Source organism: Alkalihalobacillus sp. AL-G (assembly GCF_030643805.1).
Lineage (GTDB): Bacteria > Bacillota > Bacilli > Bacillales > Fictibacillaceae > Pseudalkalibacillus.
Genome location: NZ_CP094656.1, coordinates 140,790 through 156,399 on the forward strand (window position 1 = coordinate 140,790; position 15,610 = coordinate 156,399).

16 protein-coding genes and 2 other annotated features are annotated in these 15,610 nt (G+C 42.5%); all 16 genes read left to right on the forward strand.

What is annotated here, in order from left to right:
• The first annotated feature begins 68 nt into the window (after positions 1–68).
• The 16 genes from gltX to rpoB all read left to right on the forward strand — a co-directional run bounded on the left by gltX (position 69) and on the right by rpoB (position 15,601).
• On the forward strand, positions 69–1,538 hold the full coding sequence (gene gltX / locus MOJ78_RS00735; protein ID WP_304979348.1) for a glutamate--tRNA ligase: 1,470 nt from the start codon (positions 69–71) through the stop codon (positions 1,536–1,538).
• A 48-nt stretch (positions 1,539–1,586) separates the two neighbouring features.
• Positions 1,587–1,811, forward strand: a binding site (T-box leader).
• Between the two features lie 110 nt (positions 1,812–1,921).
• Positions 1,922–2,605 carry a serine O-acetyltransferase gene (gene cysE / locus MOJ78_RS00740; protein ID WP_370529794.1) on the forward strand — a complete coding sequence of 228 codons (684 nt, stop codon included), beginning with the start codon at positions 1,922–1,924 and terminating at the stop codon, positions 2,603–2,605.
• Positions 2,586–3,989 carry a cysteine--tRNA ligase gene (gene cysS, locus MOJ78_RS00745; protein WP_304979350.1) on the forward strand — a complete coding sequence of 468 codons (1,404 nt, stop codon included), beginning with the start codon at positions 2,586–2,588 and terminating at the stop codon, positions 3,987–3,989. Before cysE ends, cysS begins: the two co-directional genes overlap by 20 nt.
• Entirely contained in the window at positions 3,986–4,414 is a 429-nt protein-coding gene (locus MOJ78_RS00750; protein WP_304979351.1) for a Mini-ribonuclease 3, read from the forward strand. Before cysS ends, MOJ78_RS00750 begins: the two co-directional genes overlap by 4 nt.
• 412 nt (positions 4,415–4,826) lie before the next feature.
• Positions 4,827–5,573, forward strand: coding sequence for a 23S rRNA (guanosine(2251)-2'-O)-methyltransferase RlmB (rlmB, locus tag MOJ78_RS00755; RefSeq protein WP_304979352.1), 747 nt, complete (start codon positions 4,827–4,829; stop codon positions 5,571–5,573).
• 2 nt (positions 5,574–5,575) lie between these two features.
• Complete coding sequence (locus MOJ78_RS00760; protein ID WP_304979353.1) at positions 5,576–6,085, forward strand: NYN domain-containing protein; 510 nt, start codon at positions 5,576–5,578, stop codon at positions 6,083–6,085.
• Positions 6,086–6,157: 72 nt separating this feature from the next.
• The gene (gene sigH / locus MOJ78_RS00765; RefSeq protein ID WP_304979354.1) at positions 6,158–6,808 is read left to right on the forward strand and encodes an RNA polymerase sporulation sigma factor SigH; all 651 of its coding nucleotides are present in this window, start codon (positions 6,158–6,160) and stop codon (positions 6,806–6,808) included.
• A 201-nt stretch (positions 6,809–7,009) separates the two neighbouring features.
• Positions 7,010–7,159, forward strand: coding sequence for a 50S ribosomal protein L33 (rpmG, locus tag MOJ78_RS00770; protein ID WP_304979355.1), 150 nt, complete (start codon positions 7,010–7,012; stop codon positions 7,157–7,159).
• A 67-nt stretch (positions 7,160–7,226) separates the two neighbouring features.
• Complete coding sequence (secE, locus tag MOJ78_RS00775) at positions 7,227–7,421, forward strand: preprotein translocase subunit SecE (RefSeq protein ID WP_304979356.1); 195 nt, start codon at positions 7,227–7,229, stop codon at positions 7,419–7,421.
• 256 nt (positions 7,422–7,677) lie between these two features.
• The gene (gene nusG, locus MOJ78_RS00780) at positions 7,678–8,211 is read left to right on the forward strand and encodes a transcription termination/antitermination protein NusG (RefSeq protein ID WP_304981153.1); all 534 of its coding nucleotides are present in this window, start codon (positions 7,678–7,680) and stop codon (positions 8,209–8,211) included.
• A 297-nt stretch (positions 8,212–8,508) separates the two neighbouring features.
• The gene (gene rplK / locus MOJ78_RS00785) at positions 8,509–8,934 is read left to right on the forward strand and encodes a 50S ribosomal protein L11 (protein ID WP_304979357.1); all 426 of its coding nucleotides are present in this window, start codon (positions 8,509–8,511) and stop codon (positions 8,932–8,934) included.
• 116 nt (positions 8,935–9,050) lie between these two features.
• Complete coding sequence (rplA, locus tag MOJ78_RS00790; protein ID WP_304979358.1) at positions 9,051–9,749, forward strand: 50S ribosomal protein L1; 699 nt, start codon at positions 9,051–9,053, stop codon at positions 9,747–9,749.
• A gap of 41 nt (positions 9,750–9,790) precedes the next feature.
• Positions 9,791–9,936 (forward strand) — a sequence feature (ribosomal protein L10 leader region).
• Between the two features lie 40 nt (positions 9,937–9,976).
• Complete coding sequence (rplJ, locus tag MOJ78_RS00795; protein WP_304979359.1) at positions 9,977–10,474, forward strand: 50S ribosomal protein L10; 498 nt, start codon at positions 9,977–9,979, stop codon at positions 10,472–10,474.
• A gap of 91 nt (positions 10,475–10,565) precedes the next feature.
• Positions 10,566–10,928 (forward strand): 50S ribosomal protein L7/L12, encoded by a 363-nt coding sequence (rplL, locus tag MOJ78_RS00800; RefSeq protein ID WP_304979360.1) that lies wholly within the window; start codon positions 10,566–10,568, stop codon positions 10,926–10,928.
• 207 nt (positions 10,929–11,135) lie between these two features.
• Positions 11,136–11,741, forward strand: coding sequence for a class I SAM-dependent methyltransferase (locus MOJ78_RS00805; RefSeq protein ID WP_304979361.1), 606 nt, complete (start codon positions 11,136–11,138; stop codon positions 11,739–11,741).
• Positions 11,742–12,058: 317 nt separating this feature from the next.
• Positions 12,059–15,601 carry a DNA-directed RNA polymerase subunit beta gene (gene rpoB, locus MOJ78_RS00810; RefSeq protein ID WP_304979362.1) on the forward strand — a complete coding sequence of 1,181 codons (3,543 nt, stop codon included), beginning with the start codon at positions 12,059–12,061 and terminating at the stop codon, positions 15,599–15,601.
• The last annotated feature ends 9 nt before the right edge of the window (positions 15,602–15,610 follow it).

Consider the following 15,610-nt stretch of genomic DNA (forward strand, 5'->3'; position numbering starts at 1 on the left):
TGCATGAATGGTATAGATAGTGTTTTAATATATAAAATCATAAAAAGCTACGGAAGGTGAAATACATTATGTCGAAGGATATCAGAGTTCGCTATGCACCAAGTCCGACTGGACATTTACATATCGGAAATGCACGAACAGCGTTGTTCAATTATTTATTTGCTAGAAGCCAAAACGGGAAATTCATCATCCGTATCGAAGACACTGACCAAAAGCGGAATGTTGATGGCGGCGAATACAGCCAGCTTAACTACTTGAAATGGCTTGGCATCGATTGGGATGAGAGCATCGATGTTGGCGGGGATTATGGTCCATACCGGCAAATGGAACGAATCGAACTTTACCGTGAACATTATACTGACCTTCTCAATAAAGGTCTTGCTTATAAATGCTATTGTACCGAAGAGGAGCTTGAGCAAGAACGTGAGAAAATGCAGGCCAGTGGGCAAATGCCGCGTTACTCAGGGAAATGCCGTCATCTTACAGTCGAAGAACGACAAAGGCTTGAAGCGGAAGGTCGAAAACCGAGCATTCGATTTGCAGTTCCACACGATAAAGAATATACGTTTAATGATATCGTTAAGGAGCGTGTGAGCTTTGAGTCGGATGGGATTGGCGATTGGGTCATCGTAAAGAAGGACGGGATTCCAACCTATAATTTTGCTGTTGCGGTCGATGATCATCATATGAAAATTTCCCATGTTTTACGCGGAGACGATCATATTTCCAATACTCCGAAACAGCTGATGATTTATGAGGCATTCGGGTGGGATGCGCCTGTGTTCGGCCATATGACATTGATTGTGAACGAAAATAGAAAGAAGCTTAGTAAACGTGATGAAACAATCATTCAGTTCATCGAACAATACGAAGATCTCGGATATTTACCGGAAGCATTGTTTAATTTCATTGCACTCTTAGGTTGGTCTCCTAAAGGAGAAGAAGAATTGTTCACGAAAGAGCAATTCATCGAAATCTTTGACGCAGAACGACTTTCAAAGGCAGCGGCTGTTTTTGACGCGAAAAAGCTAGAGTGGATGAACAATCAGTATATTAAGAACTCTGAATTAGCGCATGTCCTTGAATTGACGGTACCGCATCTTGAAAAAGCGGGACGTATCCCAGAATCTCGTTCAGAGCTGGAGGAAAAGTGGGTTCGAGACCTTGTGGCCCTCTATCAAGAGCAATTATCCTACGGGGCAGAAATTGTACCTTTAACTGAGCTGTTTTTCAATAAGTCAGTTGAATACGATGATGCAGCGGCAGAAACTTTGAAGGAAGAACAGGTTCCAGAAGTGTTACAAGGGTTAATTGATCAAATTCGCGATATGGAAACGTTCGAGCCTAGTGAAATTAAGGCTGCGATTAAAGCAACCCAGAAGGCGACAGGGCATAAAGGGAAGAAACTGTTCATGCCTATCCGTATCGCATCGACAGGGCAGATGCATGGCCCTGAACTTCCGAACTCGATATCTTTACTAGGTAAGGATGTTGTTATAATGCGTCTACAGAACGCCATTGAGCAGTTTGGAAACTAAGTAATACACATTTTAATGAAAATATAATATAGTAAAAGAAACATTGATGCGAAATCTTTGACGAGGATAAGTAAGGAATGCCCTTTCTTTTTTAGAGAAAACCATCTCAGGCTGTAAGTGGTTTAGGAAAGGCATCTTGAAATGCACCTCTGAGACCTTTATTGAAAAATGAGTAGATAAAGGCGGATTCCCCACCGTTAACGGGGCTAAGCGAGAAGAAGGAGAGCTTTCTTCTTCTAAACAGAGTGGGACCGCGCCAGAAGCGTCTCTGTGAGTAATCACAGTGGCGCTTTTTTGTATTCATTTTGAAGTATCAATCAGCCCTTAGGGGTACTTTGTTTACACGATCTAAGCCCCTAAGCGTGCGGTTTAAATACATTTTTATTGAAAGGAGTAGGGTTATGTTTAAGACATTAAAGCAAGATATAGATGTGGTATTCGATCAAGACCCAGCTGCACGCAGTTATTTGGAAGTCATCCTGACCTACTCAGGACTTCATGCGATCTGGGCACACCGATTTGCTCATCTGTTTTGGAGAAAGAAACTCTTTTTCCTCGCACGTTGTATTTCACAGATTAGCCGCTTCTTTACTGGAATCGAAATTCATCCGGGAGCGAGGATCGGCCGCCGTTGTTTTATTGATCACGGTATGGGAGTCGTGATCGGGGAGACATGTGAAATCGGTAATAATGTAACCTTATTCCAAGGTGTGACACTCGGGGGTACAGGTAAGGAAAAAGGAAAACGTCATCCTACTCTTGAAGATAATGCGCTTGTTGCAACCGGCGCTAAAGTTTTAGGATCAATTACAATCGGGAAAAATTCGAAGGTTGGAGCGGGTTCTGTAGTTCTACAGAATGTTCCCTCCAATTCGACTGTAGTCGGGATTCCAGGGCGTGTCGTCATTCAAGATGGCATTCGTATCCATAAAGATCTGGACCATCGCAACCTTCCTGACCCGGTTTCAGATAATTTCAAAGTAATGGAAAATGAGATTGAGCGGTTAAGAAAGGAAATCGAGCAACTGAAAAAAGGAGTGAAACACGATGAGCATTCAAATATATAACACACTTACACGCAAAAAAGAATCGTTTAAACCGATTGAAGAAGGTAGGGTTAAGATGTACGTTTGCGGTCCAACCGTGTACAACTACATTCACATCGGAAACGCAAGACCACCAATCGTATTCGATACTGTACGACGTTACCTTGAATATCGAGGGTATGACGTCGAGTTCATTTCAAACTTCACTGATGTCGACGACAAAATAATTAAAGCAGCAAATGAATTAGGTGAAGACGTACCAACGCTGGCTGAACGGTTTATTGCAGCTTATCATGAAGATGTTTCCGCACTTAATATCAATCCAGCAGATCGCCATCCACGTGTAACGGAAACGATGGAAGACATCATCCGTTTTATTGGAACATTGGTCGAAAAGGAATATGCATACGCTGCAGGTGGTGATGTGTATTTCCGGACGAGAAAGTTTAAAGGCTACGGAAAGCTCTCACACCAATCGATTGATGATCTTCGTGTCGGGGCACGGATCCAAGTAGGCGAACATAAAGAAGATCCAATTGATTTCGTTCTTTGGAAGTCCGCTAAACCAGGAGAAATCTACTGGGAAAGCCCGTGGGGGAAGGGTAGACCAGGCTGGCATATCGAATGCTCCGCGATGGTCAAGAAATACCTGGGTGATACAATCGATATCCACGCAGGAGGGCAGGATTTGTCGTTTCCTCATCATGAAAACGAAATCGCGCAGTCCGAGGCATTGAACGAAGCACCTATGGCCAATTATTGGATGCATAATGGGTATATTAATATAAATAACGAAAAAATGTCTAAATCTCTCGGGAATTTTATTCTATTACATGATCTATTGGAAAAGTACGACCCGCAAGCCTTCCGTTTCTTTATGCTCAACGTACATTACCGGCATCCAATCAATTTTACTGATGAGTTACTAGATAGTGCGAAGGTAAGTCTTGAACGGATCCGAACGACTGTCGGAAACCTCACACACCGCATCGAGCACAGTGCGGATCTCGGAACTAATAACGATAGCTGGCTGAACAAGATCAATCAGTTTAAAGACCACTTCATCCTTGATATGGACGATGATTTTAATACATCCAATGCAATCGCAGTCCTTTTCGACCTTACGAAAGAAGCGAACTTGTATTTAGAAGAGAAAAACACAACTGTTGATGTACTTACCGAATTTATTTCTGTATTCAATGAAATCGGGAATGTACTTGGATTACAATTAAAAGCTGCACAGGAGTTGCTCGCAGAGGATATTGAAAAGCTCATCGAGCAGCGAAACGAAGCGCGTAAACAGAAGGATTTTCAGCGTGCAGACGAAATCCGCGATCATCTACAAGAACAAGGAATTATTCTAGAGGATACTCCTCAAGGTGTAAGGTGGAAACGGAAATCATGAACTCACATAGCATTTCATCAACGGTTGATCCTAAGCAATTAAAATCATCCGCATTAGCCTATATCGGGGATGCGGTATATGAAGTTTATATTCGTAATCATTTATTGGAGAAGGGTGAGGTTAAGCCACAACAGCTCCATAGGCTCGCAACCGGTTATGTTTCTGCAAAGGCTCAGGCAACCATCATACGAACGTTGATTGAAGATGATGAAATAACAGACGAAGAGCAAGGTGTTGTTCGGCGGGGCCGAAACAGTAAAATGGGCACCATCCCAAAAAACACTGATATTCAGACGTACCGTTATGGGACAGCCTTCGAAGCATTGATAGGTTACCATTATCTTTCGGGCAACGGAAAGCGGTTGGATGACATTGTCCAGCGTGCTATTAAAATCGTAGAAATGGGTGTTCAAAAAGGAGGATAAAGAGCCGAGATTTCTGAAGTTCAACTAAGTACGTTACGTCCTGCGCCTGCGGTTACTCGGCGCAAAACAGCACAGGAAGCATACAAATCCGCGGGCTTGTTACAACGTTGAACTGACTCACATCCTGTGAGCCCAAGGCGCGACAGTCTCGAGGAACAGAACGACGAGTGGTACTTGCATAAAGGCTACGAGTTGTACCGAGGAAGCTAACAACCTAGAGTACACTTGTAGACGCAGGTACATATATCTTATTTAGGACCAGACCAAGTAACGAAGAAATTTGACAGCAATTAAATGAAATTCGACTAAGTACTTCACGTCCTGTGAAAACGTCGAACTGACTCACATCTTGTGAGCCTCCGGACTTTTTGAATTACCTTTAGAAGAACCTTTGAAGGAAGGGATAAAAAGAATGAACAATGATGTTATAATCGGTAGAAATCCTGTTTTGGAGGCGATCCGTTCAGGTAGGGATATTAATAAAATATTAATTGCTGAAGGAGCACAAAAAGGTTCGATCGGACAAGTTATTCAGCAGGCAAAAAAAGAACGGGTCCAGGTACAATTTGTTCCAAAGAAGAAGCTTGATACAATCGTCGAAGGGAAAAACCATCAAGGTGTACTAGCCTACGTGGCAGCCTATGATTATGCCGACATCGAAGATTTATTTGACCGGGCAAAAAAACAGAACGAGGAGCCTTTTATTCTCGTACTTGATGAGGTTGAGGACCCGCATAATCTTGGTTCAATTTTACGAACTGCAGATGCAGTTGGTGCTCACGGGGTTATTATTCCGAAGCGAAGAGCAGTTGGGTTAACCTCTTCGGTAGCAAAGGCTTCTACGGGTGCAATCGAGTATGTACCTGTTGTAAGGGTGACCAATATCGCCCGGACGATTGAGGAGTTGAAAGAGAGGGGTGTCTGGTTCGTCGCGACCGATGCAGATGGTGATCAAGATTATCGCGAGGCCAATTATGACATGCCTGTTGGACTTGTGATCGGGAGTGAAGGAAAAGGAATTGGACGATTAGTTAAAGAAAAATGCGATTTTCTAGTTTCTTTGCCGATGGAAGGCAAGGTAACCTCACTAAACGCATCCGTAGCCGCTGCCCTTCTTATGTACGAGGTATACCGGCAGAGAAAGCCACATGGTGGATAGCTATGGAAATCCTCCTGGTAGACGGCTACAACATGATAGGGGATTGGCCGGAGCTTCGTAAGCTTCGAGATCATGATCTTGCCGCTGCTCGTGACATCTTAATGGACAAGATGGCAGAATATCAAGCCTATACAGGTATGAGGGTCATTGTAGTATTTGATGCACATTATGTTCCTGGTACCGAAAAGAAATATCAAAACCATCGGATCGAGGTCATTTTCACAAAAGAAAATGAATCTGCAGATGAACGAATTGAAAAGCTGGCAGTTGAATTAAAAGATATCCGTACAAAAATTCATGTTGCGACCTCGGATTTCTTGGAACAATGGGTTACCTTTGGACTTGGAGCATTACGGAAATCAGCTCGTGAATTATTGATTGAAGTAGAAAATATTGAGAAGCGGATCAGCAGGAAAGTACAAGATATTCAAAAGCAAAATCGTTCATCATCCCTTCTACTATCAGAAGAAGTGGCAGAAATTTTTGAAAAATGGCGCAGAGGTGACCGGTGAGCGGTTGACGTTTGTCGAATAAGCATTGTATAATATTTCTATATTTAGGTCGCCATGGTCGGAGGGATTCTCGTGAGCATTGAACTCAAAGAGATTGTACACCCGGAATTTGACGAGCTTGAAGATGAGTCCATTGTGGAGCAGGTTCACGAAGGAAACAGCGCCGCACTAGAGTACTTAATCAACAAGTACAAAAATTTTGTCCGTGCAAAAGCCCGGTCTTATTTTTTGATTGGGGCGGATCGCGAAGACATTATTCAAGAAGGTATGATCGGTTTATATAAGGCGATTCGAGATTTTAAAGGGGACAAGCTATCCTCTTTTAAAGCTTTTGCTGAGCTTTGTATCACCCGACAAATGATTACCGCAATCAAGACCGCCACTAGGCAAAAACACATACCATTGAATTCCTATGTTTCCTTGGACAAGCCGATCTATGATGAAGAATCAGATCGTACGCTAATGGATGTAATTTGTGGTTCACGTGTGACGGATCCAGAAGAACTCATCATCAACCAGGAGGAGTTCGATGACATTGAACTTAAAATGGGCGAGCTTTTGAGTGATCTTGAGCGGAAGGTATTGATGCTGTATCTTGACGGCAGATCCTATCAGGAGATTTCAGTCGATTTAAACCGTCATGTCAAATCGATTGATAACGCACTTCAGAGGGTGAAGCGAAAACTGGAACGGTACCTTGAATTAAGGGAAATCGGTTTATAGCACACAGAGGCTGGCTCTTGGAGTCAGCCTCATTTTTAGGAGATCAACAATTTCCGGGTAGTGTCAGCCCTTTATCGGACTACAGGCTTCATTGACAGGGACATACCCCTGTGATAGAGTTTATAGCATAAAATGGACAAACTATGGATAAAACTTGGCATTGCTTAATATGGTTCGACGGTATTCTGGAGATGATGACCGATGCGCGTAAAAGTTATACTTGCTTGTGAAATATGTAAACAACGAAACTACACGACTATGAAAAACAAAACGACTGAGCAGAACCGTGTGGAGCGAAAAAAGTTTTGTAAGCAATGTCAGACACATACACTGCACCGGGAAACAAAATAAAGAACTGACCTAATATTTTTACAAACTAGAGAAGTTTTTCATATTGAATTAAACTGGGGGTAAAACGATGGCTGGCATTGCACAGAAAACAAGTAAATTTTTATCAAATGTGGTTAGGGAGCTAAAGCGTGTTTCTTGGCCCAAACGTAAAGAATTAACTCGATACACGATCACAGTTGTATCGACGGTAGTGTTTGTCACACTATTTTTTGCATTGGTTGATCAGGGGTTAAGTTGGATCATCGCGACTGTATTTGAATAAAGGGAGTTCAATAAAGGCACCGGGGCTAACAGGATGTTTAGTCAGTTCGACGTTGTTACAAGACCACGGATTTGTATACTTCCTGTGCTGTTTTGCGCCGAGCAACCGCAGGCGCAGGACGTAACGTTTTTAGTCGAACTTCTAAAGGAACTTTTTCAATACACGAATAAAATAATCGTTTAAGCCTGATGACTGATGGCTAAACTAGGAAAGTATATCCGTTTGGGAGGGAAAGGACGAAGTGTCCTCACAAGTTATGGAAAAAAGATGGTATGTAGTACACACGTACTCCGGTTATGAAAATAAAGTAAAAGCAAATCTGGAGAAGCGGGTTGAGTCCATGGGGATGGAGGATAAGATCTTTCGAGTTCTCGTACCGCAGGAAGAAGAAACTGAGATTAAGAACGGTAAGAAAAAAACGGCAATGAAGAAAGTGTTTCCCGGATATGTGTTGACCGAAATGGTTATGACAGACGACTCTTGGTATGTTGTCCGTAATACACCAGGGGTAACGGGATTTGTCGGTTCTACCGGATCTGGATCCAAGCCAACCGCACTTTTACCAGAAGAAGTTGATCGAATTCTATCTAGCATGGGTCTTGAAAAACCTAAAGCAGAGGTTGACTATGAGCTTAAAGAAAGTGTCAAGATCAAAGAAGGTCCTTTTGCGAACTTCGTTGGGGCTGTTGAGGCTATCGACGTCGACAAACAGAAGCTGAAGGTCCATGTCAACATGTTTGGCAGGGAGACGCCTGTTGAGGTTGATTTCACTCAGGTTGAAAAACTTTAAGCTACGAGCGCATATGAAAAACGGTTTAAGTATAAGTCTATCTGTGCCTGCGTTGTCACATGCGACGTTTCGTTTTTAGCCGGCGATGTTTCTGATTCACCGCTATCCATAAGATATATTTGTCGCATTTTTGAACAACTTTCGAGAAAAAGTTGAAAAACAAGCACAGAAATGATAGAATTTTAATGTTTGAAATAACCCGTAACACAATGGGGAGCTTCCGAATGGGAGCTCGTTTTGAGTGGGAGGGCATTCAACGCCCAATATACCACATCACGGACTAAGGAGGTGTGTCACGTGGCTAAAAAGGTAATTAAGGTTGTTAAATTACAAATTCCAGCTGGTAAAGCAAACCCAGCACCACCAGTAGGACCAGCATTAGGTCAAGCAGGTGTAAACATCATGGGATTCTGTAAAGAATTTAACGCACGTACTTCTGATCAAGCTGGTATGATTATTCCGGTTGAAATCTCGGTATTTGAAGACCGTTCTTTTACATTCATTACGAAAACTCCACCAGCTGCTGTATTACTTAAGAAAGCAGCAGGAATCGAGTCAGGTTCTGGTGAACCGAACCGCAATAAAGTTGCAACAGTAAAGCGTGATAAGGTACGAGAAATCGCTGAGACGAAAATGCCTGATCTTAATGCTGCAAATGTTGATTCTGCTATGCGTATGGTAGAAGGAACAGCACGTAGCATGGGTATCGTAATCGAGGACTAGTAATCATGCATTGCAGATAGGGGCTGACTCTCTGTGAGTCACCCCCTTCTTATGGCGCCTGAGCGCGCATCAGTGGGAGGTTAATCCGTAAAAACCACATTAAGGAGGAAATTTTAATGGCTAATAAAGGAAAAAAGTATCAAGAAGCAGTGAAGCTTGTTGATCGTTCTGCACAATATGATGCAAACGAAGCAATTGAGCTTGTTAAAAAAACAGCTTCTGCAAAGTTTGATGAAACTGTAGAAGTGGCTGTACGTCTTGGGGTTGACCCTAAGAAAGCAGATCAGCAGGTTCGTGGAGCAGTTGTACTTCCGAATGGAACTGGTAAAACACAACGTGTTCTTGTTTTCGCAAAAGGTGAAAAAGCGAAGGAAGCTGAAGCTGCAGGAGCAGATTTTGTAGGTGATACTGACTACATCAATAAAATCAACCAAGGATGGTTCGATTTCGATGTAATCGTTGCAACACCAGACATGATGGGTGAAGTTGGTAGGCTTGGTCGTGTACTTGGACCAAAAGGCTTAATGCCGAACCCTAAAACTGGAACTGTAACATTTGAAGTAGAAAAAGCAGTTCAAGAAATCAAAGCTGGTAAAGTAGAATACCGTGTAGATAAGCAAGGTAATGTACATTGTCCGATTGGAAAGGTGTCTTTCGAAGACGGCAAGCTTGTTGAGAACTTAACTACCATTATTGAAACACTGCTTAAAGTAAAGCCTTCAGCTGCTAAGGGAACATACATGAAGAGCATTGCTATAGCTTCTACTATGGGACCTGGGATCAAAGTTAACCCAAACAGCTTCACTTCAAAATAAGCTGTTGACTTTTGATTTACAGCAGGTTATACTAACACTCGGTAATTGAATAGGTCATACCGTAGACAGTAGGTGCGATTAATCGCTTAATTTCCTGCCGAGGTGTGTTGATAATTCATACATCGTTATGATTTTTCTGACACTACGCCTTTATGTCTACAGACATAAAGGCTTTTTTCATGAGTTGCTTTGGCAACTCTACGGTATGAAAAACAGGAGGTGTAAGAATGAGCGTACTTGAACAAAAGAAAAAATTAGTTACTGAAATTGCTGATCAGTTCCGTAACAGTAAATCGACGATTCTTGTTGACTATCGTGGTTTAGACGTAGCTGAAGTAACAGAACTACGTAAGCAACTTCGTGAAGCAGGCATCACATTCAAAGTGTACAAGAACTCAATGACTCGCCGAGCTGCTGAAGAAGCTGAACTAGCTGGTTTGAATGAAAATCTTGTTGGGCCTACAGCAGTTGCATTCAGTAATGAAGAGGTTGTTGCTCCTGCGAAGATTTTGAACAACTTTGCAAAAGAGCATGAGGCACTTGAAATCAAGGCAGGTGTCATTGAAGGCCAAGTTACAACGGTTGAAGAAATCAAAGCACTTGCAGAACTACCTTCACGCGAAGGTCTACTTTCAATGCTGCTTAGCGTACTTCAAGCTCCAATGCGAAACGTTGCATTGGCTACGAAGGCTGTTGCAGATCAAAAAGAAGAGCAGGGTGCTTAATAAAGGGTGTGGTGAACACAATTTATTAACACCGTTTATCTAAGTTTTTAAAATTAAAATCAAAAAACACAATTATAGGAGGAATAATACAATGAGTAAAGATCAAATCATTGATGCGATTAAAGAAATGTCTGTACTAGAACTTAACGATCTAGTAAAAGCAATTGAAGAAGAATTTGGAGTAACTGCTGCTGCACCTGTAGCTGTAGCTGGTGGCGCTGGTGAAGGTGCTGCTGAAGAAAAAACTGAATTTGACGTAATCCTTGAAAGTGCTGGAGCTTCTAAAATCAAAGTAATCAAGGCCGTTCGTGAAATCACAGGTCTTGGACTTAAAGATGCTAAAGAATTAGTAGACGGAGCGCCTAAGCCACTTAAAGAAGGCATTGCAAAAGAAGAAGCTGAAGAAATGAAAGCTAAGCTTGAAGAAGTGGGCGCGGTTGTAGAAGTTAAGTAGTCCATTAAACAAAAAAGCTCGCGAAACATCGCGAGCTTTTTTTACACTTATGCGGAGATTGATTTGGAACGGATGTCTAGTTTCAACGCCTAGGTGTTTTCGCGTTTTATGCGAAACTTTTCAGTATATCTATGTATATCTTGTTGTTCGTTGAGTAATAAAGAATAATAGGTATTAATGGATATAAAAGGCCAGGGAGATGGCAAGATGAGTGATCATTATTATTCAGACCGACCTACTTCTAAGCGGGATATGAAGGAATGGTCGTACACACTTAGAGGACGGTCGTTTCGATTTTATTCCGACGCTGGCGTTTTTTCAAAAAAAGAAGTTGATTTTGGTAGCCGGTTATTAATAGAGACATTCGTAAAACCTGAAGTCGATGGTGATGATTTTCTAGACATGGGTTGCGGTTATGGCCCGATCGGGTTATCCATTGCTGCATCCTTTCCCGAAAAGACGGTGACAATGGTTGATGTAAACGAAAGGGCTATCGAACTCTCGTGTTTGAACGCTGATCAGAATCAGATCGACAATGTAAGCATCTATCAAAGTAATCTATTTGACCGGATTGATCGGAATGAATTTTGTGCAATAGTAACGAATCCGCCAATACGAGCTGGAAAAAAGGTGGTTCATTCAATTTTTGAACAAGCATACGACCACCTTGTGTCTGGGGGAGAGCTCTGGATCGTCATTCAAAAGAAACAGGGAGCTCCATCCGCCGTCGAAAAATTAGAAGTGATTTTTGATGAAGTCGATACTGTAGCACGGAAAAAAGGTTACTTTATTATTCGTTCAAAAAAACGTTGACTCGGTTTTGGGCCTATGGTATTATTGTATAATGCCAAAGATACGTGTATTTTGACCAACTTGATTTTTTTGTGATAATAATTGCATAAAGATCAGATGGTTTGGGAAAAATAGTATAATCGTTTGTTTAATTGGGAAAAATGTGGTTTATATAACCCTTTTTTCTTTTTGCACGTTTAGAAAGCATGAAAACTTTCTATTGAATTACTGTGTGTTGTTAGTGCTTAAACTTGGCTTTGCCAGGTTTGCTATATTACCTAGTTTAATTACAAACTAGGAGTTTTACGATACTATGCTGGATTTGAGGGGTGAATCAGTTGACAGGTCAACTCATTCAGTTTGGACGCCACCGCCAACGGAGAAGCTATGCAAGAATTAATGAAGTTTTGGAACTTCCAAACCTCATTGAAATCCAAACTTCCTCCTATCAATGGTTTCTTGATGAGGGTTTGCGAGAGATGTTTCATGACATTTCTCCAATTGAGGATTTTACGGGAAACTTAGTGCTTGAGTTTATTGATTATAGTTTAGGAGAGCCTAAGTATTCTGTTGAGGAGTCCAAAGAGCGGGACGTAACGTATGCTGCTCCACTACGGGTGAAAGTTCGTCTGATCAATAAGGAAACAGGCGAAGTGAAGGAACAGGAAGTATTCATGGGGGATTTCCCTCTTATGAGTGATACCGGTACCTTTATCATCAATGGAGCAGAACGGGTTATTGTATCCCAGCTCGTTCGTTCACCAAGTGTTTACTATAACGAAAAGTTGGACAAAAACGGTAAAAAAGGCTTTACTGCAACCGTAATTCCAAACCGGGGAGCATGGTTAGAACTTGAAACAGACGCAAAAGATGTCGTTCATGTTCGAATCGACCGCACAAGAAAGATTCCGGTAACGGTTTTATTGCGTGCGTTAGGGTTTGGTTCTGATCAAGAAATCATCGATTTACTAGGAGAAGATGAGTATCTTCGTAATTCGCTTGAAAAAGACAATACAGAAGGAACAGAAAAAGCTCTGCTTGAAATTTACGAAAGACTACGTCCAGGAGAGCCTCCTACTGTAGATAATGCTAAAAGTTTATTAGAGTCCCGTTTCTTTGATCCGAAACGCTATGATCTAGCAAACGTTGGACGCTATAAGATTAACAAAAAGCTTCATATTAAGAACCGATTGTTTAATCAGCGATTAGCTGAGACAATAGCAGATCCTGAAACAGGCGAAGTAATTGCAGAAGAGGGTACAGTTCTTGATCGCCGAGTACTCGATCGGATATTACCTGCACTTGAAAAAAATGTAGGCTTTACGGAAGTTACACCGGCGGGTGGAGTAGTAGAAGATGAAGCTATTCGTCTTCAGTCTATTAAAATTTATTCGCCACTAGAAGGTGAAACGGATCAGGTCATCAATGTAATCGGCAACGGTATCATTGATCGTTCTATCAAGAACATCACACCTGCCGACATCATTGCTTCTATTAATTATTTCTTCAACCTGCTGCACGGCGTCGGTCTTACAGATGACATCGATCATCTTGGAAACCGCCGACTGCGTTCCGTAGGTGAACTATTACAAAATCAATTCCGAATCGGTTTATCAAGAATGGAACGTGTTGTACGTGAGCGAATGTCCATCCAGGATACAAATTCAATCACGCCGCAAGCGCTCATCAACATTCGACCGGTTATTGCGTCCATAAAAGAATTTTTCGGAAGCTCTCAGCTTTCCCAGTTCATGGACCAAACGAACCCATTAGCAGAATTAACGCACAAACGTCGTCTTTCTGCATTAGGACCAGGCGGTTTGACTCGTGAACGTGCAGGATTCGAAGTACGTGACGTTCACTATTCACACTATGGTCGTATGTGTCCGATTGAAACACCGGAAGGACCGAACATCGGCTTGATCAACTCATTATCGAGTTATGCCAAAGTGAACGAGTACGGATTCATCGAAACACCGTACCGACGTGTTGATCCTGAGACAGGAAAGGTAACGGCACAAATTGATTACCTTACTGCAGATGAACAGGACAATTATGTGGTCGCACAGGCAAATGCAAAGCTTGGAGATGACGGTTCATTCCTTGACGAAGAAGTTATTTCCCGTTTCCGTGATCAGAATATTATTGCGAAGCGTGACCGGATCGACTACATGGATGTATCTCCAAAACAGGTCGTTTCTGCTGCAACAGCATGTATTCCGTTCCTCGAAAACGATGACTCGAACCGTGCCTTAATGGGTGCGAACATGCAGCGTCAGGCTGTACCATTAATGGTACCGGAATCACCAATCGTCGGAACAGGTATGGAACATGTCTCTGCCAAGGATTCCGGAGCAGCTGTAATTGCGAGGTCAGAAGGAATCGTTGAGAAGGTTTCAGCAAGTACCATTTTCATTCGCCGGATAGAAGAAGTCGATGGTAAAGAGGTTCAAGGTGACCTTGAACGATATAATTTGATGAAGTTCATCCGTTCGAACCAGGGTACATGCTACAACCAACGCCCGATCGTCAGTCAAGGAGACCGTGTTACGAAGGGTGAAATCCTTGCAGACGGACCTTCGATGGAGGTTGGTGAGCTCGCACTAGGACGTAACGTACTTGTCGGGTTTATGACATGGGATGGTTATAACTATGAGGATGCTGTCATTATGAGTGAACGACTCGTTAAAGATGACGTCTACACATCTATCCATATTGAAGAATATGAATCTGAGGCTCGAGATACAAAACTCGGACCTGAAGAAATTACACGTGATATCCCGAATGTCGGGGAAGATGCACTTAAAAATCTTGATGAGCGTGGAATTATCCGAATTGGTGCAGAAGTGAAGGACGGAGATATCCTTGTTGGAAAGGTTACGCCAAAGGGTGTTACTGAACTGACAGCAGAAGAACGTCTCTTGCATGCAATTTTCGGCGAAAAAGCGCGTGAAGTCCGTGATACATCACTACGTGTACCTCACGGTGGAGATGGAATTGTTCACGACGTCAAAGTATTCAACCGTGAAGATGGGGATGAACTTCCTCCTGGAGTAAACCAACTTGTCCGTGCTTACATCGTCCAAAAGCGTAAAATTCACGAAGGTGACAAAATGGCGGGACGACACGGTAACAAAGGTGTTATTTCGAAAATTTTACCTGAAGAAGACATGCCGTACTTACCAGATGGGACACCGATTGATATTATGCTTAACCCATTAGGGGTGCCGTCTCGTATGAATATCGGTCAGGTGTTAGAGCTTCACCTCGGAATGGCTGCAAGAGAACTTGGTTTGCACATGGCTACGCCGGTATTTGATGGAGCTTCAGAAGAGGATGTCTGGGAAACGTTAGACGAAGCAGGCCTTTCTCGTGACGGAAAAACGGTCCTCTATGATGGTCGCTCAGGCGAACCGTTTGATAACCGTATTTCAGTTGGGGTCATGTACATGATCAAGCTTGCCCACATGGTAGACGATAAGCTTCACGCTCGTTCTACAGGTCCTTACTCACTTGTTACCCAACAACCGCTTGGTGGTAAAGCACAATTCGGAGGACAGCGTTTCGGTGAGATGGAGGTATGGGCACTTGAAGCATATGGGGCAGCCTATACGTTGCAAGAAATCCTTACTGTCAAGTCTGATGATGTCGTTGGACGTGTGAAGACGTACGAAGCGATTGTTAAAGGCGAAAACGTTCCTGAACCAGGTGTTCCAGAATCCTTCAAGGTCTTGATCAAAGAGCTTCAAAGTCTAGGGATGGATGTCAAGATGCTCTCGAGCGATGAGCAAGAAATCGAGATGCGTGAAATTGATGAAGACGAGGAAAACTCGAACGATAAATTGAACTTGAACGTGGAAACCCAATCCGTCGGTGAATAAAGGGTATAG

What these genes read in the sequence shown, in the direction of transcription:
- rlmB (WP_304979352.1), top strand. Translation starts at nt 4,827, where the DNA reads ATGAACAATGATGTTATAATCGGTAGAAATCCTGTTTTGGAGGCGATC.
- rpmG (WP_304979355.1), top strand. Translation starts at nt 7,010, where the DNA reads ATGCGCGTAAAAGTTATACTTGCTTGTGAAATATGTAAACAACGAAAC.
- MOJ78_RS00750 (WP_304979351.1), top strand. Translation starts at nt 3,986, where the DNA reads ATGAACTCACATAGCATTTCATCAACGGTTGATCCTAAGCAATTAAAA.
- MOJ78_RS00760 (WP_304979353.1), top strand. Translation starts at nt 5,576, where the DNA reads ATGGAAATCCTCCTGGTAGACGGCTACAACATGATAGGGGATTGGCCG.
- rplJ (WP_304979359.1), top strand. Translation starts at nt 9,977, where the DNA reads ATGAGCGTACTTGAACAAAAGAAAAAATTAGTTACTGAAATTGCTGAT.
- MOJ78_RS00805 (WP_304979361.1), top strand. Translation starts at nt 11,136, where the DNA reads ATGAGTGATCATTATTATTCAGACCGACCTACTTCTAAGCGGGATATG.
- rplL (WP_304979360.1), top strand. Translation starts at nt 10,566, where the DNA reads ATGAGTAAAGATCAAATCATTGATGCGATTAAAGAAATGTCTGTACTA.
- nusG (WP_304981153.1), top strand. Translation starts at nt 7,678, where the DNA reads ATGGAAAAAAGATGGTATGTAGTACACACGTACTCCGGTTATGAAAAT.
- cysS (WP_304979350.1), top strand. Translation starts at nt 2,586, where the DNA reads ATGAGCATTCAAATATATAACACACTTACACGCAAAAAAGAATCGTTT.
- gltX (WP_304979348.1), top strand. Translation starts at nt 69, where the DNA reads ATGTCGAAGGATATCAGAGTTCGCTATGCACCAAGTCCGACTGGACAT.
- rplA (WP_304979358.1), top strand. Translation starts at nt 9,051, where the DNA reads ATGGCTAATAAAGGAAAAAAGTATCAAGAAGCAGTGAAGCTTGTTGAT.
- secE (WP_304979356.1), top strand. Translation starts at nt 7,227, where the DNA reads ATGGCTGGCATTGCACAGAAAACAAGTAAATTTTTATCAAATGTGGTT.